19 protein-coding genes are annotated in these 25,973 nt (G+C 60.4%); 7 read left to right on the top strand and 12 right to left on the bottom strand.

Annotation, left to right across the window (positions count from 1 at the left end):
* Positions 1-66 precede the first annotated feature (66 nt).
* Complete coding sequence (locus tag BMZ46_RS28285) at positions 67-1,317, bottom strand: MFS transporter (protein WP_074690648.1); 1,251 nt, start codon at positions 1,315-1,317, stop codon at positions 67-69.
* A gap of 101 nt (positions 1,318-1,418) precedes the next feature.
* Here BMZ46_RS28285 and BMZ46_RS28280 point away from each other — a divergent pair, with 101 nt between their 5' ends.
* Positions 1,419-2,387 (top strand): AraC family transcriptional regulator, encoded by a 969-nt coding sequence (locus BMZ46_RS28280; protein WP_074690649.1) that lies wholly within the window; start codon positions 1,419-1,421, stop codon positions 2,385-2,387.
* A 37-nt stretch (positions 2,388-2,424) separates the two neighbouring features.
* Here the strand turns inward: BMZ46_RS28280 and BMZ46_RS28275 are convergent, their stop codons facing one another.
* From BMZ46_RS28275 to gcvA, 3 genes are all read right to left on the bottom strand, one after another.
* Complete coding sequence (locus BMZ46_RS28275) at positions 2,425-3,186, bottom strand: SDR family oxidoreductase (RefSeq protein WP_074690650.1); 762 nt, start codon at positions 3,184-3,186, stop codon at positions 2,425-2,427.
* Between the two features lie 30 nt (positions 3,187-3,216).
* Positions 3,217-4,044 carry an EamA family transporter gene (locus BMZ46_RS28270; RefSeq protein WP_039768292.1) on the bottom strand — a complete coding sequence of 276 codons (828 nt, stop codon included), beginning with the start codon at positions 4,042-4,044 and terminating at the stop codon, positions 3,217-3,219.
* A 76-nt stretch (positions 4,045-4,120) separates the two neighbouring features.
* Positions 4,121-5,026, bottom strand: a complete 906-nt coding sequence (gcvA, locus tag BMZ46_RS28265; protein WP_074690651.1) for a transcriptional regulator GcvA — start codon at positions 5,024-5,026, stop codon at positions 4,121-4,123.
* 430 nt (positions 5,027-5,456) lie between these two features.
* On the opposite strand from gcvA, the gene mexE reads away from it, so the two are divergent.
* Genes mexE through BMZ46_RS28250 form a run of 3 tightly spaced genes read left to right on the top strand, consistent with a single transcriptional unit; the run spans position 5,457 to position 11,335 of the window.
* Positions 5,457-6,710 (top strand): multidrug efflux RND transporter periplasmic adaptor subunit MexE, encoded by a 1,254-nt coding sequence (gene mexE / locus BMZ46_RS28260; RefSeq protein ID WP_074690652.1) that lies wholly within the window; start codon positions 5,457-5,459, stop codon positions 6,708-6,710.
* A 15-nt stretch (positions 6,711-6,725) separates the two neighbouring features.
* A complete protein-coding gene (locus BMZ46_RS28255; RefSeq protein WP_074690653.1) occupies positions 6,726-9,917 on the top strand; it encodes an efflux RND transporter permease subunit in 3,192 nt (1,063 codons plus the stop codon).
* Positions 9,914-11,335 carry an efflux transporter outer membrane subunit gene (locus tag BMZ46_RS28250; protein ID WP_039768284.1) on the top strand — a complete coding sequence of 474 codons (1,422 nt, stop codon included), beginning with the start codon at positions 9,914-9,916 and terminating at the stop codon, positions 11,333-11,335. Before BMZ46_RS28255 ends, BMZ46_RS28250 begins: the two co-directional genes overlap by 4 nt.
* A 59-nt stretch (positions 11,336-11,394) precedes the next feature.
* Here BMZ46_RS28250 and BMZ46_RS28245 read toward each other — a convergent pair whose 3' ends face one another.
* From BMZ46_RS28245 to BMZ46_RS28235, 3 genes are read right to left on the bottom strand one after another with little or no spacing between them, the layout of a single operon-like run.
* Positions 11,395-12,375 carry an HlyD family secretion protein gene (locus BMZ46_RS28245; RefSeq protein ID WP_074690654.1) on the bottom strand — a complete coding sequence of 327 codons (981 nt, stop codon included), beginning with the start codon at positions 12,373-12,375 and terminating at the stop codon, positions 11,395-11,397.
* Positions 12,376-12,379: 4 nt separating this feature from the next.
* On the bottom strand, positions 12,380-12,580 hold the full coding sequence (locus BMZ46_RS28240; RefSeq protein WP_039768281.1) for a DUF1656 domain-containing protein: 201 nt from the start codon (positions 12,578-12,580) through the stop codon (positions 12,380-12,382).
* Positions 12,570-14,705: an FUSC family protein gene (locus tag BMZ46_RS28235; protein WP_074690655.1), complete on the bottom strand. Its 2,136-nt coding sequence runs from the start codon at positions 14,703-14,705 to the stop codon at positions 12,570-12,572. Before BMZ46_RS28235 ends, BMZ46_RS28240 begins: the two co-directional genes overlap by 11 nt.
* A gap of 192 nt (positions 14,706-14,897) precedes the next feature.
* Here BMZ46_RS28235 and BMZ46_RS28230 point away from each other — a divergent pair, with 192 nt between their 5' ends.
* The 3 genes from BMZ46_RS28230 (at position 14,898) to BMZ46_RS28220 (ending at position 19,252) form a co-directional block, all read left to right on the top strand.
* The gene (locus BMZ46_RS28230) at positions 14,898-15,953 is read left to right on the top strand and encodes a tetratricopeptide repeat protein (protein ID WP_039768276.1); all 1,056 of its coding nucleotides are present in this window, start codon (positions 14,898-14,900) and stop codon (positions 15,951-15,953) included.
* A 129-nt stretch (positions 15,954-16,082) separates the two neighbouring features.
* Positions 16,083-17,585 (top strand): ATPase domain-containing protein, encoded by a 1,503-nt coding sequence (locus BMZ46_RS28225; protein ID WP_039768275.1) that lies wholly within the window; start codon positions 16,083-16,085, stop codon positions 17,583-17,585.
* The gene (locus BMZ46_RS28220) at positions 17,582-19,252 is read left to right on the top strand and encodes an ATP-binding protein (RefSeq protein ID WP_074690656.1); all 1,671 of its coding nucleotides are present in this window, start codon (positions 17,582-17,584) and stop codon (positions 19,250-19,252) included. Before BMZ46_RS28225 ends, BMZ46_RS28220 begins: the two co-directional genes overlap by 4 nt.
* A 13-nt stretch (positions 19,253-19,265) precedes the next feature.
* Here the strand turns inward: BMZ46_RS28220 and BMZ46_RS28215 are convergent, their stop codons facing one another.
* From BMZ46_RS28215 to BMZ46_RS28195, 5 genes are read right to left on the bottom strand one after another with little or no spacing between them, the layout of a single operon-like run.
* Complete coding sequence (locus tag BMZ46_RS28215; RefSeq protein ID WP_007954537.1) at positions 19,266-19,643, bottom strand: response regulator; 378 nt, start codon at positions 19,641-19,643, stop codon at positions 19,266-19,268.
* A gap of 44 nt (positions 19,644-19,687) precedes the next feature.
* Complete coding sequence (locus tag BMZ46_RS28210; protein ID WP_039768271.1) at positions 19,688-20,902, bottom strand: hybrid sensor histidine kinase/response regulator; 1,215 nt, start codon at positions 20,900-20,902, stop codon at positions 19,688-19,690.
* Positions 20,896-21,489, bottom strand: coding sequence for a chemotaxis protein CheB (locus BMZ46_RS28205; protein ID WP_039768269.1), 594 nt, complete (start codon positions 21,487-21,489; stop codon positions 20,896-20,898). Before BMZ46_RS28205 ends, BMZ46_RS28210 begins: the two co-directional genes overlap by 7 nt.
* Positions 21,486-22,319, bottom strand: coding sequence for a CheR family methyltransferase (locus BMZ46_RS28200; protein WP_074690657.1), 834 nt, complete (start codon positions 22,317-22,319; stop codon positions 21,486-21,488). Before BMZ46_RS28200 ends, BMZ46_RS28205 begins: the two co-directional genes overlap by 4 nt.
* On the bottom strand, positions 22,319-25,810 hold the full coding sequence (locus BMZ46_RS28195) for a response regulator (protein ID WP_039768264.1): 3,492 nt from the start codon (positions 25,808-25,810) through the stop codon (positions 22,319-22,321). The genes BMZ46_RS28200 and BMZ46_RS28195 overlap by 1 nt, the downstream gene beginning before the upstream one ends.
* Positions 25,811-25,973: the final 163 nt, after the last annotated feature.

The raw sequence follows: 25,973 nt of genomic DNA, 5'->3' as shown, positions 1-25,973 counted from the left end.
TCCAGTGCACTTCGCGATTACAGCCCACCCGCTACCGGTACCCAAGGCTGTAGCGTGCAAGCCGGATCAAAGGTGCAACGCGGGTTTGGCCTGGCGAACGCCATGTACAGAAGGCACGCGGACCCGCAGAGCAATCAGCAGCGCGGCCAGTAGCATCAGCGCGGCCGCTGCGACGAATACGCCTGCGCTCCCACCGAGGCTGAATACCGCACCGCCAGCGGCGGCGCCTGTTGCGATGGCCGACTGCACAGACGCCACCACCATGCCTCCAGCGCTTTCCGCCTGATCAGGTACCGCGTTGGCGACCCAGTTCGACCACGCCACCGGCACACCACCAAAGGCCAGCCCCCAGATCGCCAGCAATACCGCCTGCCCCGGCACCGTCGCCGGCAACAGCACCAACGCCAGTGCTGCGACGCCGACCAGCGCGGGCATCAACACCAGAGTGGCCAGCGGGTAGCGCTCCAGCAGCTTCCCGGCTAACAACGTGCCGACGAAGTTCGCCACACCGAACCCCAGCAGCATCAGCGACAGCCCTTGCGGGCCGATGCCGGTAGTCCCTTCAAGGAATGGCCGAACATAAGTGAACATCGCGAAGTGCCCGCTGTGCACCAGTACACAACCGAACATGCCCATGGCGATGCCCGGACGCTGCAACACCTCGAAAACGGTGCGCAGTCTTGCCGGCCGGCGCGGCGCGAGGCGCGGCAGAGTGAGCGACTGGAAAGCCAGGGTCACCATGCCTACCGCCGCCGCTGCAAAGAACGCGCTGCGCCAGCCATATAACCCGCCCAGATAACTGCCCAGCGGCACTGCAACTACCGTCCCAATGGCTATGCCGCTGAAAATGATCGAAAGCGCCCGAGGCAACAAGGCACTCGGCACCAGGCGCATCGCTACCGCTGCCGCCATGCTCCAGAACCCGCCAAGGGCAATACCCAGCAAGATGCGCATCAACAACAGCACCGCGAAGCTGGAGGAAACGGCGACCAACAGATTCGAGGCGACCATCAACGTGGAAAAGCCCAGTAACACCCAACGTCGGTCGATGCCGCGGGTCAGGCCTGGCACCAACAAGCCAGCGAACAGCGCCACCACGGCTGTCACCGTCACCGCCTGGCCAGCCAGCGCTTCGGACACTCCCAGGTCGGTAGCCATCAGCGTCAACAAACTCGCCGGAAGGTACTCAGCGGTGAGTAACCCGAACACACCCATTGCCAACGAGAAGACGGCCATCCACGCGGGCGTCGCAGGCTCTACATCCGCGCCGACGCCGCAATGGCGGTCGGATACGGCGTTACATACACAGTCAGTCATTGCACGGATCTCCCAATGTTCATTGCGAGCCGAGTCTAGGCGCCGAAAACTGGATGATCTATGATCCAAAGTCTCTATTTTTTGATCAAAACACCTGAACGATGCCTGCAGACCAATTTGCTCTTTCCTCGGACCTCATCAACGAGCTGTTGCGCGGCATGCGCCTGCGTGGCGTTGAATACCGGCGTATCCAGGCGGGTCCAACGTTCGGATTGAGCTTCGCGGAAAAACCTGGGCACGCCTGGTTCCACTTCATGGCCATCGGCAATGCGCAATTGCGAATGGAGGACGGCAACAGGTACGCGCTGTCTGCCGGCAACGCCGTGTTCATCTCCCATGGCGCGGCCCATCAACTGTTTTCCCATCCGGACGCGCCTGTCCAAGACATCGACGGTCTAGACGGCGAAACCTTGGGTGACACCGTCAGCGCGGTGGATACCGGAGCCGATGCCAGCCCAACGCCGAGCACTGTTTTGTTCAGTGGTTGCATGGAGTTTGAGCTGGGCAGTATCCATGGCCTTGGCCGGCTGATGCCGGGCCTGATGCTGATTGATGCCGGTGGCCAGCGTTATCCCGGGCTGGTACCGATCCTGACCACCATGGAGCGCGAGGTCAGCGCCGCCCGCGTGGGCTTTGCCGGCATCCTCGCACGGTTGGCCGACGTGGTGGCCGCCATGGTCGTTCGCGGCTGGGTCGAGTGTGCCTGCGGCAATGCTTCGGGTCTTATCGCCGCCTTGCGTGATCCACGCTTGGCCGGTGCACTGCTTGCGCTTCATCAACAACCGGGCCGCGACTGGACCGTTGCGCAGTTGGCAGAGCACTGTAATACCTCACGTTCGGTATTCGCGGAGCGCTTCCAGGTCACGATTGGCATGACTCCGCTGCGCTACGTGACCGAACTGCGAATGCGGCTTGCAAGCCAGTGGCTGACGCTCGAAAGGCTGCCGATCGAAGAGGTGGCGCAGCGTTTGGGTTATACATCCCAGGCTGCGTTCAGTCGTGCATTCAAGCGCATTACGGGCAGGACACCGGGTTTGAGTCGCAAGGCGAGGCAGTCCGCGACTACTTGAAGTCCAGCGCACGGAGTCAATGATCCTCGCCTCTGAGTCATTTGCCGCCGGTTACGTCGAGGAATGTACCGGTAACAAATGATGCTTCTGCACCAGCCAGCCACAAAATGGCCCGCGCCACTTCCTCCGGCTGCCCGCCCCGGCCCATCGGGATCGAGTCCTTGACCCGATCGACCCGCCCCGGCTCGCCGCCGCTGGCGTGCATGTCGGTATAGATGTGCCCCGGGCGGATACAGTTGACGCGAATGCCCTCACGGGCCACCTCTTTGGCGAACCCGATGGTGAACGTTTCCAGCGCGCCTTTCGATGCTGCGTAGTCGACATATTCATTCGGACTGCCCAGACGGGCCGAGGCCGACGACACATTGATCACCACGCCGCCCGCACCGCCGTGCCGCAGGGACATGCGCTTCACGGCCTGTTGGGCGCACAGGATCGGCCCGAGAGCATTGACCGCAAAGATGCGTTGCATGCGCGCGAAGCCCAGGTCCTCCAGGCGTGACTGTTGCGCCAGCACGCCAGCGTTATTGACCAGGACATCGATGCGCCCGAACCCGCGGTCGATCGCGGTAAAAAGACTCGCGACCTGCTCGGGGTCGGCGCTGTCGGCGCGCATCGCCAACGCCTTGCGACCCAGCGCTTCGACATCCGCCGCCACTGCCAGCGCGGCGGACTCATTGGCAACGTAACTGATCGCGACATCGTAGCCTTGAGCAGCAGCGAGTCGGGCGGTGGCGGCGCCCACTCCCCGACTGCCACCTGTGATCAGAATCAGCGGAGCCTGCGAGACGTTGACCATGAAAACTACTCCTTAGCAGATGATGCCGAGTCAGCCGATGATGATCGCGCCGCAGGCGATCACCACACAGGCCAGCATCCGGCGGACGGTAAGGGTTTCACCGAGGAACAAGTAACCAAGCAACGCCGCGAACAGCACGCTGGTTTCGCGCAAGGCTGACACCGCGCCCAGCGGGGCTTCGTTCATCGCGTAGATAACGATTGCATAGGCAAGCAGAGAGACCAGCCCGCCCATTGCCGCAGCGAACATTCCGGGCCGAATCGAAAACAGGCTGCGGGCATCGCGCAGAACGATGTAGACCACCGGCATCAGCACGCCCCACAAGGCACTCATCCACACCGTGTAGGCCAGCGGCGCGCCGGACAGCCGCGCGCCAATGCCGTCGACCACGCTATAAGCCGCGATAAAGCAGCCGGTTCCCAATGCGTAAGGCAGGCTGGGCACCGACAGGCTGCGTCCCCGGAAGGCCAGCGAAATGATCCCGCCAGACACCAGAGCAATGCCGAGCAATTCGCCGGGGGTGATGGTTTCGCCGGCAAACAATGCGGCGCCCAGCGTGATCAACGCGGGCGATGAGCCGCGCGAAATCGGATAAATCTGTCCCAGATCGCCGACCCGGTAACTGCGCACCAGAAACAGGTTGTAGCCAACGTGCAGCAATGCCGACAGCAGCGCATACCCCCAGCTCTGAGGCGCAGGCGCCACCATGAACATCGCGGCAACTGCACAGACTATGGCAATTGCAACGCACATCACCGTCATCGACCAGAGCCGATCGGCACCGCCGCGCAGCAATGCATTCCAGCCGGCGTGCAGCAGCGCGGCGAACAGGACAAGGAGGACGAGATGAGTAGGCATTGGCCATTTTAGGCAGCCCGAACGGTCGGATTACAGAGAAGACTCCTCATTGCTCCATGAGTGATTATTCATGCCTTCAAACCTGCCCGCCTTGCACTTTGAGCGCCTCACCGAGCAGCCATTCGCGAAAACTCTCAATGTGCGGCTGCGTCTCAACGCCCTTGGGGCAAACGAAGTAGTAGGCGAGCGGTGACTGAAACGGCACATCGAACAGCCGCACCAGACGGCCATCGCCGATTTCCTTCTCGACATGCCCGCTGCGTACCAGGGCAATGCCATGGCCGAGCAAAGCCGCCTCCACCGTCATATTGGTATCGCCAAACCTGACGCTTTCCCGTAGCGGCAAAAATGCCAGCCCGACGGACTGGAACCACGCTTCCCATTTCGGTGCCAGTTCAGCGCCGTCACGTGCCAGCAGCGGCAACTGCAACAAATCGGCGGGACTGCCCGGCACTCCGACGCGTTGCAGCAGTTCGGGACTGGCCACAGGGAAAACCTGCTCACCGAACAAAAACTGTGAATACAGACCGGGATAGTTGCCCTTGCCCAAGCGGATCGCGACATTGGCTTCGCTGCTGGCGAAATGGATGACCTTGTCCGTGGTGTCCAGCGACACCAACAGTTCCGGGTGCTGGCGGGCCAGGCTCGGCAAGCGTGGCAGCAACCATTTCAACGCAAAGGAATAGGTTGTGCTGACGCTGAGCCGGACCCTGCCCTTTTGCTCACGCAGATCGGCCAGCGTCGCCTCAAGGCTCATGAAGAACTCACGCACAATCGGCGCCAGGGTAGCGCCCGCAGGCGTAAGGCGTAACGACTTGCCCCGTTCAAACAGCTGCAAGCCCCAAAGTTCTTCCAGATGCCGAAGCTGATGGCTGACCGCGCTCTGGGTCACATGCAATTCCTGCGCGGCGGCGGTGAACGTCGGGTGCCGGGTGGATACTTCGAAAGCACGCAAGGTTGCGGCCGGGGGCAGATCTCTCATAAACAAAGGGTCCGGGATTGGCAAAACATCGAGGTATGAGTATCAGGTCATGTTAGAGCGAAATGTTGTGGGTTGCCTGTTCCGGGTAACAGGACTCTTGATGTTGGCGTAATGCTCCAGCAGCCAGGCGAGGTCTTTGTAAACAAGCGCCATATGCTCCGCAAGGATGTCGAAGCTCGGTAACTTCAGCGCAGCATTTAATCGCCGCATAATCCTCACCCAGCAATTTCGCCTGCGACAGTTGCCGATCGCGCAACACAGAATTGTCATCAGGCCAATTGATAGCCCCCTAACGAAAGGCGCATGCTAGAGGGCTTCTCTCGGGCTTATATCATTCCGAATGATAGTTACCTTCGTGTCATTCGATTCGTTTTGCTATCGACCCGCCGAGCATCATCCGCCCATCTTCAATACATTGGCGGATGCATCCATGGAACAATCACTCAAACATTTGCGCTTCCCGTTGGCTCTGTTGGCCGTGCTGGTGATGAGCGCCTGCGGCAAGACTCCGGAAACCGCGGCGGCCATGCCTGCTGCCAAGGTCAGCGTGGCCAAGGTGCTGGAACAACCGGTCAACGACTGGGACGAATTCACCGGGCGCCTCGAAGCGCCGGAAACCGTTGAAATCCGTCCGCGGGTCTCCGGCCAGATCGACGAAGTCGCCTTCACCGAAGGTGCTCTGGTCAAGAAAGGCGACCTGCTGTTCCAGATCGACCCGCGTCCGTTCCAGGCTGAGGTCCGCCGCCTCGAAGCGCTGGTTGCCCAGGCCCGTGCCAATGCCACACGCAGCGAAAACGAAGCCGGCCGTGGCGAACGCCTGCGTGCCAGCAACGCCATCTCCGCCGAATTGGCCGACTCGCGTACCAGCGCTGCACAAGAAGCCCGAGCCGCTGTCGGCGCGCTGCAAGCGCAACTGGATCTGGCCAAACTCAACCTGAGCTTCACCCGCGTCACCGCGCCAATCAGCGGCCGCGTCAGTCGTGCCGAAATCACCGCGGGCAACCTGGTGACCGCCGACACCACTCCGCTGACCAGCGTGGTTTCCACTGACAAGGTCTACGCCTACTTTGACGCGGACGAACGTGTGTTCCTCAAATACACCCAGCTCGCCCGTCAGGGTCAGCGCGGCGCCACTACCCCGGTGTACATGGGCCTGTCCAATGAAGACGGCAACCCGCACCTGGGCCAAATGAACTTCGTCGACAACCAGGTCAACCCGAAAACCGGCACCATCCGTGGTCGCGCCGTGTTCGACAACAGCGACGGCACTTACACCCCGGGCCTGTATGCACGCCTGAAACTGGTCGGCAGCGGCACCTACAACGCCATGCTGATCAACGATGAAGCGGTCGGTACCGACCTCGGCAAGAAGTTCGTGCTGGTGATGGATGGCGACAACAAGACCGTCTACCGCGCCGTCGAGCTCGGTCCGAAGATCGAAGGCCTGCGTATCGTGCGCAGCGGCCTGAACAAGGACGACACGATCATCGTCAAGGGTCTGCAACGGGTTCGTCCTGGCTCGCCGGTTACGCCTGAAGTGATCCCGATGGCCAGCGAGCAAACCATTGCCGCTCTCGCTCAACAACGACAAGCGCTGGAAGCCAGCAACCCGCCCAAAGTCGCACCAGCCAAAGGCGCGCCGGGTTCGGTTGTGAAACTGGCTGCTGCGACCCCACGCGGTTAAGGGACGACAACTCCGATGAATTTTTCCCAATTCTTCATTTCACGGCCGATCTTCGCAGCGGTGCTGTCGCTGTTGATCCTGATCGCCGGTGCGATTTCGCTGTTCCAATTGCCGATCAGCGAATACCCGGAAGTCGTGCCACCGACCGTGGTGGTGCGTGCCAACTTCCCGGGCGCCAACCCAAAAGTCATCGGTGAAACCGTGGCGGCTCCACTGGAGCAAGCCATCACCGGCGTCGAGAACATGCTGTACATGTCCTCGCAATCCACCGCTGACGGCAAAATCACCCTGACCATCACCTTCGCCCTGGGCACTGACCTGGACAACGCGCAGGTGCAGGTGCAGAACCGCGTGACCCGGACCGAGCCGAAGCTTCCGGAAGAAGTGACGCGCATCGGTATCACCGTCGACAAGGCTTCGCCCGACCTGACCATGGTTGTGCACTTGACCTCGCCGGACAAACGCTACGACATGCTGTACCTGTCCAACTACGCGATTCTCAACATCAAGGATGAGCTCGCTCGCCTCGGTGGTGTCGGTGACGTGCAGTTGTTCGGTATGGGCGACTACTCGCTGCGTGTATGGCTCGACCCGAACAAGACCGCTTCGCGCAATCTGACCGCGACTGATGTGGTGACCGCCATTCGCGAACAGAACCGTCAGGTGGCCGCCGGTCAACTGGGCGCGCCCCCTGCCCCGACTGCGCAAAGCTTCCAGCTGTCGATCAACACTCAGGGCCGTCTGGTCTCCGAGGAAGAGTTCGAGAACATCGTTATTCGCGCCGGCGACAACGGTGAAATCACTCGCCTGAAGGACATCGCTCGCGTCGAACTGGGCTCCAGTCAGTACGCCCTGCGTTCGTTGCTGAACAACCAGCCAGCCGTAGCGATCCCGATCTTCCAGCGTCCGGGCTCCAACGCCATCGAAATCTCGAACGAAGTTCGCGGCAAGATGGAAGAGCTGAAGAAAAGCTTCCCGCAAGGCATGGACTACAGCATCGTCTATGACCCGACGATCTTCGTGCGCGGCTCCATCGAGGCGGTGGTTCACACCCTCTTCGAAGCACTGATTCTCGTGGTTCTGGTGGTGATCCTGTTCCTGCAGACCTGGCGCGCCTCGATCATTCCGTTGGTGGCGGTGCCGGTATCGTTGATCGGTACGTTTGCGGTGATGCACCTGTTCGGCTTCTCGCTCAACGCCCTGTCGCTGTTCGGCCTGGTACTGGCGATCGGTATCGTGGTGGACGACGCCATCGTGGTGGTTGAGAACGTCGAGCGGAACATTGAACTGGGGCTCAACCCCTTCGATGCGACCAAAAAGGCCATGGGTGAAGTGACCGGCCCGATCATTGCCACGGCGCTGGTGCTGTGCGCGGTGTTCGTACCCGCCGCGTTCATCTCGGGCCTGACCGGTCAGTTCTACAAGCAGTTTGCTTTGACCATCGCGATCTCTACGGTGATCTCGGCGTTCAACTCGCTGACGCTGTCGCCAGCACTGGCCGCCGTGTTGCTCAAGGGCCACGACGCGCCGAAAGACCGTTTCTCGCGAGTGCTGGACAAGATCTTCGGTGGCTGGCTGTTCCGTCCGTTCAACCGTTTCTTCGACCGCGCCAGTCACGGTTACGTCGGTACCGTGCGCCGGGTCATCCGTGGCAGCGGCATCGCCCTCTTCCTGTACGCAGGCCTGATGGTGCTGACCTTCTTCGGTTTCTCCAGCACCCCGACCGGTTTCGTACCGGGCCAGGACAAGCAATACCTGGTGGCCTTCGCGCAACTGCCGGACGCCGCGAGCCTGGACCGCACTGAAGACGTGATCAAGCGCATGTCCGACCTGGCACTGAAACAGCCAGGCGTGGAAAGCGCCGTAGCGTTCCCGGGCCTGTCGATCAACGGCTTCACCAACAGCCCGAACGCCGGCATCGTGTTCGTGACCCTGAAACCGTTCGACGAGCGTAAAGACCCGAGCATGTCCGCCGGTGCGATTGCCGGTGCCTTGAACGGCCAGTACGCGGGAATTCAGGAAGCCTACATGGCGATCTTCCCGCCACCGCCGGTACAAGGTCTGGGCACCATTGGTGGTTTCCGCCTGCAAATCGAAGACCGGGGCAACCTGGGTTACGAAGAGCTGTACAAGGAAACCATGAATATTATTGCCAAGAGCCATAACGTTCCGGAACTGGCCAACCTGTTCACCAGCTACACCGTGAACGTGCCGCAGGTCGATGCCGCCATCGACCGGGAAAAAGCCAAGACCCACGGCGTGGCCGTCAGCGACATCTTCGACACCCTGCAGATCTACCTGGGTTCGCTGTATGCCAACGACTTCAACCGCTTCGGTCGTACCTATCAGGTCAACGTTCAGGCAGAGCAGCAGTTCCGCCTCGAATCCGACCAGATCGGCCAGCTGAAAGTACGCAACAACAAAGGCGAGATGATCCCGCTGGCGACCTTCATCAAGGTCAGCGACACCTCGGGCCCGGATCGCGTGATGCACTACAACGGCTTCATCACCGCTGAAATCAACGGTGCCGCAGCCCCGGGCTACAGCTCCGGCCAGGCCGAAAAAGCCATCGAGAAACTGCTCAAGGATGAACTTCCGAACGGCATGACCTACGAGTGGACCGACCTGACCTACCAGCAGATTCTGTCCGGCAACACCGCGCTGTTCGTGTTCCCGCTCTGCGTATTGCTGGCGTTCCTGGTGCTCGCGGCGCAATACGAAAGCTGGAGCCTGCCACTGGCGGTGATCCTGATCGTACCGATGACCCTGCTGTCGGCCATCACCGGTGTGATCATCTCTGGCGGCGACAACAACATCTTCACCCAGATCGGCTTGATCGTACTGGTGGGACTTGCCTGTAAGAACGCGATTCTGATCGTCGAGTTCGCCAAGGATAAGCAGGAAGAAGGCCTCGATCCGCTGGCCGCCGTACTGGAAGCCTGCCGTCTGCGTCTGCGGCCGATCCTGATGACCTCGTTCGCGTTCATCATGGGTGTGGTGCCACTGGTTTTCTCCAGCGGTGCCGGTGCCGAGATGCGTCATGCCATGGGCGTGGCGGTGTTCTCCGGGATGCTCGGTGTGACCTTCTTCGGTCTGCTGCTGACCCCCGTGTTCTATGTGCTGATCCGCAACTTCGTGGAGCGCAGCGAAGCTCGCAAAGCGACCAAGGCGCAAAATCTTCAAAAGCCACTGGAGGCGCACCCATGAGTCTGAAAGTCTTCCTGCCGAGCCTGCTGGTGCTGGCCCTGAGTGCCTGCGCCGTCGGCCCTGACTACAAGACCCCGACGACGGAGGCGGCGAACATCACGTCCGCCACCGACGGCGCCGCCGGCCAGAAGAACTTCGACCGTTCGAAATTCGAAGGCATCTGGTGGCAGCAGTTCGACGATCCGACTCTCAACCAGTTGGTGACTCAATCACTGCAAGGCAACCGTGAACTGCGCGTGGCGTTCGCCCGCTGGAAAGCCGCCCGGGCGATCCGCGACGACGCCAGCAACGATGCAATGCCGACCATCACCAGCCGCGCCAGCAGCGATCTGGCCAAAGGTCAGATCCCGGGCCAGACCACCAATCGGGTCAACAGTGAACGCTATGACCTGGGCCTGGACATGGCCTGGGAACTGGACCTGTTCGGACGTATCCAGCGCAATCTGGAAGCCAGCGACGCCGACCAGCAAGCGGCCGAAGCCGATCTTTACCAACTGCAAGTCACCATGATTGCCGAACTGGTGGACGCTTACGGTCAACTGCGCGGTGCTCAACTGCGGGAAAAGATCGCGCTGGCGAACCTGAACAACCAGCAGGAGTCGCGCAAGATCACCATCAGCCTGCGTGACGCCGGCGTTGGCGATCAGCTCGATGTTGAACGGGCCGATGCGCGTCTGGCGTCGGTCGAAGCCAGCGTGCCGCAGCTGCAGGCAGAACAGGCTCGGCAGAAAAACCGCATCGCCACCCTGCTGGGTGAGCGTCCGGACAAGCTGACCGTCGACCTGAGTCCGAAAGACCTGCCGGCGATTGCGAAGGCCTTGCCGATCGGTGATCCGGGCGAACTGCTGCAGCGTCGTCCGGACATCCTCAGCGCCGAGCGCAGACTGGCTTCGGCCACGGCGCGTATCGGTGTAGCCAAGGCCGACCTGTTCCCACGGGTCAGTCTCAGCGGTTTCCTCGGCTGGACGGCCGGGCGTGGTTCGCAGATCGGTTCCTCGGCGGCCAACGCCTGGGCACTGGGCCCGAGCATCACCTGGGCGGCGTTCGACCTTGGCAGCGTGCGAGCCCGTTTGCGCGGCGCCGATGCCGATGCGGAAGGCGCACTGGCGACCTACGAACAGCAAGTATTGCTCGCGCTGGAAGAGTCGGAAAATGCCTTCAGTGATTACGGCAAACGTCAGCAACGTCTGATTTCGCTGATCCGTCAGAGCGAATCGAGCCGCAAGGCTGCCGACCTCGCCGAAATCCGCTACCGCGAAGGCACCACCGATTTCCTGGTGCTGCTCGACGCCCAGCGTGAACGCTTGAACGCCGAGGACAGCCAGGCCCAGGCCGAAGTGGATCTGTATCGCGGCATCGTCGCGATCTACAAGGCGCTCGGTGGCGGTTGGCAGCCAGAAACGGTGGCCAGCAAGTAATCGTTTTTTAAAGAGCTCCTTTGGTTGGCCGCAACCAACCAAATTTTTTGCCCCGCGTATCATTCGGTCGCGGGGCTTTTTTGTCTCTGTTTTTCATGATTTTCCAGCACCGTGACCGTCGCGGTGGTACCGGCTCTGAGTCGATCCTTGCCTGCGTAATCAGGGTCGATGCCGATCCGCACCGGCACCCGTTGCGCCAGTTTCACCCAGGTGTAGCTGGGGTTGATGTTGGCCAGCAATCGGCTGCCCGGCGCGTTTTCCCGATCAGCAATGGCGAAGGCGATGCTTTGCACGGTGCCGCCGAATTTCTCCCCGCTCATCAATTCGATCCGCACCCGGTCGCCCTCCTCGATCCGTGGCAGTTTGGTTTCCTCGAAATAGCCGCTGACATAAAAGGAGCCGCTGTCCACCAGTGCCAGCAGGGCGCTACCGGCCACCGCGTAATCCCCCTGACGGGTCAGCAGATTAGTGACATAACCGCTGACCGGCGCTTCGACTCGGGTACGTTGCAGATCCAGTTCGGCCTGGGTCAATGCAGCAATCGCCAGTTGCACGTTGGCTTCGGCGAGACCGAGATTGGCCTGATTGCGCAACAGATCGGCCTGGGCCACGGCCACGTCGGTACTGGACTTCTCCCACTCTTCCCCGGAAATCGCGAACCCTTGCTTGAGCGTACGTCGCCGGCGCTCTTCACTCTGGCGTTGTTTGAGCAACGCTTCGCTGGCGACGATGGCTGCTTGCGACTGCCCGAGCGTGGCCTTGGAGACCTCCACCGAGCGTTTCGCATGCTCGACCGCGAGGCTGTAACGAGCCGGGTCGATCTCCAGCAACAACTGGCCCTTGTCGACATGCTGGTTGTCCTGCACCGCCAGTGTGACGATGCGGCCCGAAACATCCGCCGAGAGTGTCACCACATCCGCCCTCACCCGCGCATCCCGAGTCCACGGGGCCCGGGTGTAATGTTCCCAGGCAAACCAGCCGAGCACGATGGCCAGCAGCACCACCGCCAATGTCGTCAATCGAGTGAGCAACGTCTTCAAGGTTTCAGGCTCCCATCAGCAGAATCAGTGCGGCGCACACACAGGCATAAAGGGCGCCTTCGAACAGCGCCTCATGCCAGACAAAACGCAGGACGCCGAGCCGGCGCAAACCCCAGTCGAGCAGCAGAAAAACCGGTATGGCCAGCAACAAGGCCTGAGCGATTGGCGGCAGGTAAACGCCGCCGATCTCGAAATCAATGGGCAAGGATGGGCTCTCCTTCAGATCGGTCGGGCTGCAAATGCTCGCCATGTCGTTCCAGAAACGACACCACGATCAACAGGGCCACGCGCATGCGAAATACCGACCACAAGTGCTCATGGGTGGCGACATGCAAGGCATCCAGCTCATCGCCGAGCGCATGCAGCGTAGCCAGTAAAGGTGTCAGGCGTACATCCGGTCGGCCGGCGACGAAACGGCCGGTCTGACGCAATGCCGTCGACAGCTGCCTATGCAAATCGTCCGTAAGCAGAGCATTGTTTTGCGCCTGTTGCCTGAGCTGGTGCATGGCCACGCCCAGCGCTACACAGGCGAGGCTGATTTCATACAGGCGCTGCATGTCCCGTTCGTTGGCGGCCGGCAACACGCCCAGCATCGAGGTCAGGCGATCAACCATTCGGCTTTCGAAGGCGAATTGCTGTTCATCGGTGGCCGGGCTCTTGGTCAGTTGGTAGACCTGCTCCCGCGCTTCGTTGTAAAAGCGCCGGATGCGCAGAGCCGGGCGGAACGGGAAAATCCAGGCATAAACAATCAGAGCCAGCATCGCCGCACTCACGTAGGCTCCGGCAAATTCGAACCATTGAATGGCGGTGTTCTGCCCGGTGCCGACGTTCTGCGGCCCGAGCATCAGGAAACTCGACAGCCCCAGGCCCATGCCGATACCGGTGGTGGCCGGGTTGGCCAGTCCGACCGCGATCACATACAGCAGAGGCGCGAGCAGCAAGGCCAGCATTTCGAAATCACTGATCGCCGGGACCAGCATGAATTGATAGAACGCCGACACCACCAAGGCCAGTCCCAGCCCTCGGGCGTAACTCTGCGCGGCGATCAACGGGCGCGGAAACGTCGCCATCAACGAACACAGAATCCCCACCAGAATCATCCCGCCCCGCGCGCCGTCCCACGCGGTTTCGATCCAGATCAGTCCGGCCACCAACAATGCGCTGAAGGCGCGGATGGCGTTCATCGTCGCGAGGGTGAAATCCAGGTGCAAGGGGCTGGACTGGCCACGGAACATGCAACTGGCCTCCCGCCCTTCCTGTATCGCATCGCTCAGTTCGAGAATCTGCTCCAGTTGCTGCAACAGCCGCGCCTGTTCCCAGCGCAATGCCCACGCCAGCGAGCGCAGGGTTGCACTCATGTCTTCCGTCAATTGTTCGGCCCTGTAGGCGAGCCCTTCGAACTGCTGTTGCAGCGCGACGAACTGGTGCCGCGCCTCGGCCGGCAATGAGCGCCCTTGCAGTGCGAGCTGGTCGAGCAGTGCCAGTTCTTCTGCACGCAATTGCTGGATTTCCAGCGGCAGGTCGCCCTCCCATCGCTCAGTGAGCAGCTCCCGCTGGTGACGCAGCGCGGTCAGGCGTGAGGTCAGCAGCATCAGTTGATTGCCCAGCAACAACACCAGATTGTTGGCGCTGCGCAGGCGTGGAGCATCGAAATACAAGTGCCGGCGCAGACCTTCGAGGGCGCTGATTTCCCCCAGCAGCTGCATTTGCCGGCGCTGAAAGTCCGCTTCGCTTTCTTCGGTGCGAAGCACAGCGGCGGCATGGGTGGCGGCGAGCTTGATCACCTGATCAACCTTCGCGAAATAGTTGCGTGATACCGCTTCGGGCCGCGCCGTCAACAGGCTGACCACGCATACGCACGCCACCGCCAGCAAGGTTTCGGTGACCCGGGTCACCGCCAGCAGAAAGGTGCCGTCCTGATCCGGAATCGCCAGCAGCGCCACCACCACGGCGGTGTACCCGCTAAGCACGAACGCCTGGGAACTTGTATAGCGCAATAACGTGCCGCCGGCAGTGCACAGGGCCAGCCAAAGCGCCAGGGTCGTGATGAACGGCAACGGCGCCTGGGGAAAGATAGCCATCAGCAGCACTGCCACCACCGCGCCAAGGGTTGTCCCGATGATTTGCCCGAAGCTGCGTGCCAGCGCCATCCCGGCCAGTGGCTGGCTGATGATCACTACGGCCATGATCGACCATTTCGGCTGGTCGAGATCGAACAGAAACGCCAGGTACAAGGTCAGCAATCCGGCGACAATGGTGCGCAAACCAAACAGCAGTACTGCCTGGCTGGGGTGGATGACTGCCTTGAAATAAATGAGCAGGGACTGCATGGATGGCCTCGTAGAAACAACTTCTGCAAGCGTAGACACTGCATGGAGAGGATGACGGCAAACAGGGTCGACACAAGCTGTAGGTCGATTCAACGCCTGTAGCAGGCCATATCGGGCAGAGGGTTTGACTCACGGCGCGAGCTGACAGAAGCTTGCGACCTCCGCTGCAAAACGAAAGTTTCGGAAATTCGCATGCCTCAGTCTCGCCGCTATTTGCTCATCAGCCTCGGCCTTGCGCTGGTCCTGATCGTCGCCTGGCTGTCTTTGCGCAGCACTGCGCCGGTTGTGCCGGAGGCGATCAAACACGGTTACAGCGAAGCGCTGGCCGCTGCTCGTGCCGGTCAACCGGGGGCTGCGCGGATGCTGTACCAGCAACTGGGGCGCCCGGATCTTTCAGTCAAACGGCGTGTCTGGCTGCACGCCGAGCTGCCCAACTACCCGAGCCCCCAGGCCCTGAAACTGGCGGATGCCGATCTGCAAAACGAATCGCCGGACGTTCGACTGGCCGCAATCAAAAGCGTGACGGGCCTGGTGCCTGGCGGTCAGCGCAGTTTGCTGTTGGGCCCGTTGCTCGACGATGAAGATCAAACCGTACGCTTCGCCGCAATCAACGCCCTGCTCGGCTTGTCTCCGGATCAACTGGGCCTGTATTTCGCCCCGCTCCAGCAAGGCATCGACGTGTGGGAGCAGGCGCTGAGGGCCCAGCCGGAAAGCGCTGCCAATTACGCTCAACTGGCGCGCCTTTATCTGCACAACGCTGAATTGAAACAGGCACAGCAAGCGCTGGAACAAACCCTGCGCCTCGACCCCGGCAACCTGCCGGCGCTGGTGATGCAGATCGAAGTGCTCGACCGTCAGGGCCAGAGCGACGCTGCCCGACAACTGCTCGCCCGACAACTGAAGGCCCAGCCCGACTCGGCTTATCTGCAACATGCCCTGGGCCTCTGGTTGCTGCACCACGACCAACGCGAGTACGCCCTGCTCGGTTTGTCCAAAGCCGTGGAACTCGAGCCCGACAACAAGGATTACCGCTACGACCTCGCCACCACCTTGCACAGCGCCGAAGAACTGGAAGCGGCACAAAAGCAGTTGCAGGAAATCGTCCAGCGTCACCCCGCCGATCGCAAGGCGCGGGTGCTTCTGATCAACTATTGGAAAGAAAGCGGTCAGTTGCAGAACGTGCAGATCCTGTTGGCTCAGCTCGAGCAGATGAACCCCGATGATCCCTCGTTGCAGCAAGGCCTCTAGCGGCCTTCTCCACACATCCCGCAAGAAAATCGGAACCGTCGTCACGGCAAAAGGTCAAGTAATCAGGCAGTGCCAAAACGGCGTCCGGCGCCCGCTGCCTCGTTTCCCCTAGTCATGAGAGGGCATTTTTTGTCTACATCGAACGCGTTGATCAGTGCAAAAGCCGCCACCGGCATCGAAGGGTTGGACGATATCCTGGCCGGTGGTTTGTCCCGCAGTCACGTTTTCTTGCTGGAGGGCGAGCCTGGAACCGGTAAAACCACAGTCGCGTTGCATTTCTTGCTGGCCGGCGCCCGAGCCGGCGAACGTTCGTTGTACATCACGCTGTCCGAAACCGAGCGAGAGTTGCGCCAGGGCGCAGCGTCCCACGGTTGGGAACTGAACGAAAATATCGAGATTTTCGAGCTGACGCCCCCGGAAAGCCTGCTTAACGCCGAGCATCATCAAAGCCTGCTCTATTCCTCTGATCTTGAACTGGGCGAGGCGACCAAACAGATTTTCGAAGTGGTCGAGCGCTTCAAACCCACCCGTGTGGTGCTCGACAGCCTCTCGGAAATCCGCCTGCTGGCGCAAAGCTCCCTGCGCTACCGTCGGCAGATTCTGGCGATCAAGCACTATTTCGTGCGTTACGACGCCACGGTATTGCTGCTGGATGACCTGACCACCGAATCCCTGGACAAAACCGTTCACAGTGTCGCTCACGGCGTGATTCGCCTCGAAGAATTGACCCCCAACTATGGCGCCGAGCGCCGTCGCGTGCGGGTTATCAAGTACCGAGGCCAGAAGTACCGTGGCGGCTTCCATGACTTCACCATCATGGGCGATGGCGTGCACGTCTTCCCGCGTCTGGTGGCGGCGGAGCATCGCGGCGATTACCCACGCCTGCAGCTGTCCAGCGGTATCAAGGAAATGGACGCTTTGCTGGGTGGCGGTATCGAGACCGGCTCCAGCACACTGATTCTGGGCCCGGCGGGCACCGGCAAATCGTTGATCACCATGATTTTCGCGGCAGCGGCCGTGGCGCGTGGTGAAAAGGCTGCGCTGTTCATTTTCGATGAAGAGCTGGGCTTGCTGTTCGAGCGCATGAACAACATCGGCATTGACCTCAAGGCTTTGCAGGCCACCGGCAATCTGCTGATCGAACAAGTGGACGCCGCCGAATTGTCCCCCGGCGAGTTCTCTCACCGGGTGCGACGCTGCGTCGATGAAGGTGACATCAAGACCGTGGTGATCGACAGCATCAACGGCTATCAGGCCGCGATGCCGGAAGAGAACGCGCTGGTACTGCACATGCACGAATTGCTGCTGTACCTGAACCGCAAGGGCGCCGCGACGTTCATGACCGTCGCTCAACACGGTCTGGTCGGCGACATGCAGGCCCCGGTCGACATCACTTATCTCGCCGACACTGTGATTTTGCTGCGCTATTTCGAAGCCCTCGGCAAGGTACGTCGCGCAGTTTCGATCATCAAGAAACGCACCGGCAGCCACGAATCGACCATCCGCGAATATCGCATTTCCAAACAAGGCATGACCATCGGTGAGCCATTGGAAGCTTTCCAGGGCGTGCTGCGTGGCGTACCCACCTACCTCGGCGCGAGTAACCCGCTGCTTAAGGATGAAAACTTGTGACCGTCACCGTGCCGCTGTCGGAACGGGCGCTGATACTTGCACCCCAGGGTCGCGACAGCCAGGTTGCTCTGATGATCCTCAACGAGGCCGGATACGGTGGCCTGATCACTCCCGATCTGGCCACCCTGTGCAACGAATTGGAACCCGGCGCCGGGCTGCTGTTGATCGCCGTCGAGGCTCTGCATGGCCCGGAACTGGAATCCCTGCTGTTATATCTGGAGCAACAACCTGCCTGGTCAGATCTGCCGATTGTGTTGTTGACCCATCACGGCGGATCCGGACAGGGCCCCTCTTCGCAGCTCAGCAAGTTACTGGGTAACGTGACGTTTCTTGAACGCCCCTTCCATCCGGTGACGCTGGTCAGCCTGATCTCCACCGCCCTGCGCGGTCGACGACGACAATACGAGGCCCGTGATCGCCTGATCGATCTGAGCAATAGCGAACGACGTCTGCAATCGACCCTCGAAACCCTTGAGCAACAAGTCGAGGAACGCACGGCGCAACTGCGGCACAACGAGGAAGCGCTACGTCAGTCGCAGAAAATGGAAGCGGTCGGTCAATTGACCGGCGGTATCGCCCATGACTTCAATAACATGCTGACCGGCATCATCGGCAGCCTCGAATTGATTCGCCGTCGACTGGCGCGTGGCCGCACGGAGGATCTCGACAGTCTCATCGACCTCGGCGTGACCTCCGCCAACCGCGCCGCCGGCCTGACTCACCGTCTATTGGCATTTTCCCGTCGCCAGTCACTGGACTCAAAAGCGGTGAAGATGAACGATCTGGTGCAATCGATGGGCGAACTGCTGCAACGCAGCCTCAACGAAAGCATTCAACTGGACATGCGCCTGCACGAACAATTGTGGGTAGCCGAGGCCGACCCCAATCAACTGGAAAGCGCCCTGCTCAACCTGGTTATCAATGCCCGCGACGCGATGCCCGACGGCGGCAATCTGGTAGTCGAGACGAGCAATCAGGTGCTGGGAAGTGATTTCACCGCCGCTTACAGCAACCTGAAGCCCGGCGATTACGTCCTATTGAGCGTGACCGACAATGGTTGCGGCATGCCCGAGAGCGTGATCAATCGCGCATTCGACCCATTTTTCACCACCAAGCCGATCGGCCAGGGCACCGGCTTGGGTCTGTCGATGATCTACGGTTTCAGCAAGCAATCCGGTGGCCACGTCTCGATCGACAGCAAAATCGACGAGGGCACCACCGTCAGACTCTATCTGCCGCGCTTCCAGGGCGAATCGTTGTCTCACGCGCCAACGCACACGGAGCAGGCGCCCGACGCCGTGGAAGGCGAAACCGTATTGATCGTCGAAGACGATCCGGCCGTGCGGGTGCTGGTCAGTGCAGTGTTGAGCGAACTGGGTTATGGATTTGTCGAGGCCAGCGATGCCGACAGTGCCGTGCCGATTCTGGATTCGGAGCAGCGTATCGATCTGCTGATCAGCGACGTCGGCCTGCCGGGCATGAACGGCCGGCAACTGGCGGAAATCGGCCGGCAATACCGGCCCGACCTGAAGGTTCTGTTCATTACCGGTTACGCTGAACACGCCGCTGTGCGCGGCGGGTTCCTTGATTCCGGGATGCAGATGATCACCAAGCCGTTCACCTTCGATCTGCTGACGGCGAAGGTGCGGGAGATGATCAAGAGCTGAGGCGGTTCACGCCTCAGGCCAGCAGTTCCTGAATCTTCTCCTGCAATACATCCAGATCGAACGGCTTTTCCAGGATCGGCGCCCGGCGGGTGATGGGGCTGCCGGTCTCGCGGATTTCCTGCGGATAGCCGCTGATGAAGATCACCTTCAGATCAGGGCGCAATTTGACGGCGGGTTCGGCGATCTGCACGCCCGAGATGCCTCCCGGCAAACGAAAATCAGTAATCAACATGTCCAGATGCGGCTTGCTCGCCAGAATCTCGAACGCCTGCTCGCCGTTCTCGGCCTGCAATACGCGATAGCCCTGCCCTGACAGATAGTCTGTCAGCACCATCAGGATCACCGGTTCGTCCTCGACGACGAGTACTACATCTTGTGCATCTACGCTCATGGGAAGCCTTTGTTCGGTCAATAGCTGCTGATACGACCGTGCGGTCACTCAGAGGTTGCGTTTGTTTCGCCGTTTTCCTGGAGCGGCAGACAAACGCGAAACAGGGCGCCCTCGTTGATCTTGCTTTCGACGACGATGAAGCCGCCATGGGCGGCGACGATCTGTTCGGAGATGAACAGACCCAGTCCGAGGCCGGCCACCACCGTCTTGGCGGAGACGCGTTCGAACTGTTGAAAAATACGTTTCTGATTTTCCTCGCTGATGCCGATGCCGTGATCCTGGACCTCGACACGTGCCTGGTTGCCCTGGCGATAGACGCGCACCTGAATCGGGCTTCTACCGCCATAACGCAAGGCATTGGTCAGCAGGTTGGAAATCACCTGTTCGATGCGAAACTCATCCCAGCAGCCTTCGACCGGACTCTCCGCTTCGAAGGAAACGGTGGTTTCCGCCGCCTCGATCTGTTGCGCAAAGTTTTGCAGCAAGTTGCTCACCAACTGCGCGAGATCGAAGCGACTCGGGCGAATCGACAGCTTGCCGGTGCGGATCCGCGAGACGTCGAGCATGTCCTCGATCAGCCGGATCAGGCTTTTGATCTGGCGCTCGTCGCGGTCAACCATCGCGTGCATTTTGTCGAGGGTGAACGCGGCAGCGTTGTCCCGGGCCAAGTGCATCTTGCGCAGTTGGGTTTCGAGGATAAGGCCGTTAAGGGGCGTGCGCACTTCGTGGGCGACGATCGACATGAAATCGTCACGCATGCGTACCGCCTGCTCCAGTTCGCCCTGGGTGCTTTGCAGTTGCTGCAACAGCGCTTCCTGTTCGCGACGGCTCTGCTCCAGCGCTTCGACCTGTTGCTTCATCGCCTTGCTCTGGCGGTACAGATCGACAAAGACATTCACCTTGCTTTTTACCGCATGGATGTCCAGCGGCTTGTGCAGGAAGTCCACCGCCCCGCTTTCGTAGCCCTTGAACGCGTAATTGAGTTCGCGGCCAGCGGCGCTGACGAAGATGATTGGAATGTTTTTGGTTTTCTCGGTACCGCGCATCAATTCGGCCAGTTCGAAGCCGTTCATGCCGGGCATCTGCACGTCGAGGATGGCCATGGCGAACTCGTGTTGCAGCAGCAGCGACAGCGCTTCGTCCGCCGACAGCGCTTTGTAGACGGTGCGGTCTTCGCGTTTGATCAGCGCTTCGAGGGCCAGCAGGTTCTCGGGCAGATCGTCGACGATCAGCAGTTTTGCCTGGATATTACTCAGCATGCGATTCGTTCCAGCTCGACAAGCAGACGGCCGATGCCGTGTATGGGAAGGATGTAATCCGGTTGATGCGTTTTCAGTGCCGCGCGAGGCATGGTGGCGACCTGCGCCTCGTCGGGGTCCTGCACGATGGTCAGCCCGCCCAGGCGTTTGACTTGCGCCAGGCCTCGCGCGCCATCGTGGTTCGCGCCGGTCAGCAGCACTGCGGCCAGCGCCGGCCCATAGGCATCAGCGGCGGACTCGAACAGGAAATCGATCGAAGGCCGCGAATGGTGCAAGCGGTCTTCAAGGCTCAGCGACAGACTGAGGTCCTGCTCCACCGACAGGTGATAACCCGGCGTCGCGAAGTACACGGTGCCGGGCGTGATGTCCTGTTTATCGATGGCTTCTGCTACCGGCAGCGCCAGCCGCCGGGCGAACACCTCGGCGAGCTGGCTGCGGCGCTCTTCCGGCAAATGCAGCACGATGATGATCGGCAGACCGAACCCGGCCCGCAGCGAGCCAAGCATGGTCAGCAAGGCCTCGACGCCACCGGCGGAAGCCCCGACCACAATCGCCTCGACCCGAGGCAAATCCGCTGCACTGTTCATGATTTGCGGTAGATCCGTTCTTGTTTCACCAGCGGTTCGAACTGGTTGGAATAGCCGGAAAAATCCAGGGTTTCCTTGCTGCCCAGCACGAGGAAGCCACGGTGGCACAGCGATTCATGGAACAACCCGAACGCTCGATCCTGAAGTTTTTTGTTGAAATAAATCAACACGTTACGACATGAAATTAATTGAGTTTCGGAGAATACACTATCGGTCGCCAGGCTGTGATCGGCGAACGTCACGTTTTCACACAGGCTCTTGTCGAAAATCGCGTAGCCGTACGCCGCAGTGTAGTAGTCGGCGAAAGAGCGCTGACCGCCGGCCTGCTGATAGTTGGCCGTATAGGCTCGCACGTTCTCCATCGAAAAGATCCCCTGCTTGGCCTTGTCCAGCGAACGCGGGTTGATGTCGGTGGCGTAGATGATCGTACGATCAAGCAGGCCTTCTTCGCGCAGCAGGATCGCCATCGAGTAGACCTCCTCACCGGTACTGCAACCGGCGATCCAGATCTTGATCGACGGATAGGTCTTGAGCAGCGGCACCACCTCCTGACGGATCGCCAGGAAGTGCGATGGATCGCGGAACATCTCGCTGACCGGGATCGTCAGCAATTGCAGCAACTGCATGAACGCCGTCGGGTCATGCAGGACTTTCTCCTGCAAGGCCGAGATGGTCGCGCACTCGAACTGGTTCAACGCATGTTGCACACGGCGCTTGATCGAGGCGCCGGAGTAATCGCGAAAATCGTAGCTGTACTTGAGATAAATCGCCTCGATCAGCAACCGCAGTTCGATTTCACTGTTCCGCTCAACGGAATTACTACGTTCCACTAAATGCGTTCCATCTTGGGTAACCACACGCGAATCAGCGAGAACAGGCGATCCAGGTCAATGGGCTTGGCCAGGTAATCATTGGCACCCGCCTGCAGGCAGCGCTCCTGATCGTCCTTCATGGCCTTGGCCGTCACCGCGATGATCGGCAGCTTGCGCCAGCGCGGATCCTTGCGGATTTCCATGGTGGCTTCAAAACCATCCATTTCCGGCATCATCACGTCCATCAGCACCAGGTCGATGTCCTCGACTTCATTCAGTTTTTCAATCGCTTCGCGACCGTTTCGGCCAATCACCACGACTGCACCCTTGGTTTCCAGCGCACTGGTCAGGGCGAAAATATTACGTACATCGTCGTCCACCAGCAGCACCTTGCGTCCTTCGAAGACCTTATCGCGGCTGCGGGCGGTCTTGAGCATCTTCTGCCGTTCATGGGACAACTGCGATTCGACTTTGTGCAGAAAGAGTGTGACCTCATCCAGCAGACGTTCAGGCGACCGTGCGCCCTTGATGATGATCGAACGCGAGTACTTGCGCAGTTCGGCTTCTTCGTCGCGGGTCAGATTGCGCCCTGTGTAGACAATGACCGGCGGGAACGAGCAGATGTCCTCGGTGGACATGCGCTTGAGCAGATCGTTGCCAAGCATGTCCGGCAGCTTCAGATCGATAACCATGCAATCGAAAATCGTCGTGCGCAGCAGCTCCAGTGCGTCCTGCGCCAGGCCTACAGCGGTGATTTCGATGTCGTCGTCGCCGATCAGGCGGGCAATGCTTTCCCGCTGCAGATCGTCGTCCTCCACCAGCAGCACACGTTTGACCTTCTGCGTGAGCTTGGCTTCGAGACGGGCGAACACGTCCTTGAGCTCTTCGCGAGTCGTCGGCTTGACTGCGTAACCGATGGCGCCCATGTGCATGGCCGCTTCAACGCGGTCCTCCACGGAAATCACGTGCACGGGGATGTGCCGGGTCTGAGCGTTTTCCTTCAGACGCTGCAGAACGGTCAGGCCCGAATGGTCTGGCAGGCGCATGTCCAGCAGGATCGCGTCCGGCACGAACTCTTGCGCCAGGTCATAACCTTCATCCGCCCCGTGCGCGACCAGGCACTGGTAGCCCAGTTCATGGGCCAGGTCATAGAGGATGTGGGCGAAATTCGGTTCGTCTTCCACCACCAGAATGCAGCGGGTATCGAACGGCGCTTTATTGCGGTCATCGTTGAAGCGCGGAATGTCGACAGAGGCCAGCGGCGAAACCGTCACGGCGGATGCAATGACCGGAGCGGCAGCGGGCGGGCTGAACGTCAGCGGCGCGACCGGCGCGTCGCCCGGCTCGCGGTATTGTTGCGGCAACACCAGGGTGAAGGCACTGCCCTGCCCCGGCGCGCTGCTGACGCTGATTGAACCGCCCAGCAACGTCGCCAGATCCCGGGAAATCGACAGCCCCAACCCGGTGCCGCCATATTTGCGGTTGGTGGTGCCGTCGGCCTGGCGGAAGGCTTCGAAAATGCTTTCCTGTTGATCCTGCGCAATCCCGATCCCCGAGTCGCGCACGATGAAAGCAATGCGATCGTCCGGCTGGCCGGCGATGGTCAGGCTGACCGTGCCCTGTTCGGTGAATTTCACGGCGTTGGACAGCAGGTTCTTGATCACCTGCTCCAGACGCTGGCGATCGGTAAACAGAGTGATCGGCGCATCAGGCTGCAACTCGACGGTGAACGTCAGTTTCTTGTCCGCCGCCAATGGTTCGAAGACGCTGCGCAGGCCGTCGGCCAGGCGCGCGACGCTGGTGTTTTCCGGCACCACTTCGAGTTTGCCGGCTTCCACCTTGGAAATGTCGAGAATGTCGTTGATCAGGTTGAGCAGATCGTTGCCGGCAGAGTAGATCGACTCGGCGAACTTGACCTGCTCGGCGCTGAGGTTGTCCTGCGGGTTTTCCGCCAGCAGCTTGGCCAGGATCAGCGAACTGTTCAGCGGCGTGCGCAGCTCGTGGGACATGTTGGCCAGGAATTCGGATTTGTACTTGCTCGAGCGCTGCAACTCTTCGGCGCGCTCTTCGAGCTGCACCTGGGCCAGATTGAGCTCGGTGTTCTTCTGGTCCATGGCGTCGCGCTGCTCGGCCAGGGTCTGGGCCTGTTCGGCCAGTTGCTCGTTGGTCTGTTCCAGCTCGACTTGCTGGGTTTCCAGATGCGCCTGGGATTCCTTGAGAATCCGCGATTGCTCCTCCAACTCTTCGTTGGCGGTTTTCAGCTCTTCCTGCTGCACCTGCAACTCTTCATTGAGTTGCTGGGTTTCAGCCAGCACTTCCTGCAAGCGCTGGCGATAGCGCGCGGCTTCGATGGAGGTGCCGATATTGCCGGCGATCAGTTCCAGCAGCGCCACATCACGGTCGGTGAGCGGACGCAGGAAACCGAGCTCGATTACGCCGTTGACCCGCTCGTCATCACTGGTAGGTACCACCAGCACGCTGTGCGGCAGGCCTTCGCCCAGACCGGAACTGACCTTGAAGTAGTCGGACGGCACTGAATCGAGACGAAGCAGCCGAGCCTGCTGTGCGACCTGTCCGACAAGGCCTTCATCGCTGTAGATCAATTGATTCTGCTGTTCCTGTTCGCGGGAGAATCCGTAAGTCGCCACGCGTTTGAGGCCGCCATGTTCCTCGCGCACATACAACGCGGCCACGGCGGTGCCGAGGTACTGGGCGCAGAATTGCAGGATATTGCGCCCCAGCAGATTCAGCGTCAGTTGCCCCAGCACCTGCTCTGCCAGCTGAGTCTGACCGTTGCGCAGCCACGCTTGTTGTTCCAGACGAAGGGCGCTGGCCTCTTGCGCCGCGAGGGTCGCACCATAACTTTGCGAAAGGTTGAGCAGATCGCGTCGACCGACATAGGCCAAGAGACCGCTGATGCCGGCCACGAACAGCAGATAAAGGCTGATGCTCCAGACCGTGGTGCGGCGCACGTCCTCGTTGCGCGAGGCGCGCAGCAACTGCTCGGTTTCAATCACATCTTCGAACTGTTTACGTATTTCATCGGTCAGGCGCTTGCCCTTCCCCGCTTTGACCGCCGACTTGTAATCGCCACTGGCCCGTTGCAGATCGATCATCGATTGCGCATACGTCGCCCACTCGGTTTGCAGCGCCTGAAGTCGACGCAGGCGATCGGTTTGCGCCGGATTGTCGGCAGTCAGCTCAAGCAACGTGTTGAGTGCCACGGCAATCCGGGGCTTGGCCGTCTCGTACGGATCGAGGAAGTGCTCGTCGCCGCTGAGCAGATACCCGCGCATGCCGGTTTCCAGATCCACGGTGAGTTTCACCGCTTCGTTGGCGTTATTGATCACCCGGTCGGTGTGCTCCACCCACTGAATCACGGACAACAAATAGGTGATCAATGAAATGAAGAACACGGCACTGATGACGCCGACGCCCAACGGCAAACTGACGTTGCGGGTCAGGAGTTTGCGAAACCGTTGCTCATCAACCGAAGACGGAGAGGACATGTGGCAGCCTTGTCGAACTGTTGAAAACCAGGGAGTTTGCCCCAAAACGGCACCATGGATCCATTTTTCTCACAGCTTTAGTACTGTTTTCCTACATTTGCCTACGCCGAATCGCGGCCCAACAGTTATCCTTGCCCGCCCGTTTGCGCCTATCCTTTTTTTG

Origin of the sequence: Pseudomonas sp. NFIX49 (genome assembly GCF_900115915.1) — a bacterium.
GTDB lineage: Bacteria > Pseudomonadota > Gammaproteobacteria > Pseudomonadales > Pseudomonadaceae > Aquipseudomonas > Aquipseudomonas pharyngis.
Note: the sequence above shows the minus strand (reverse complement) of the source record. Positions and strands in the feature narration are given on the sequence as shown.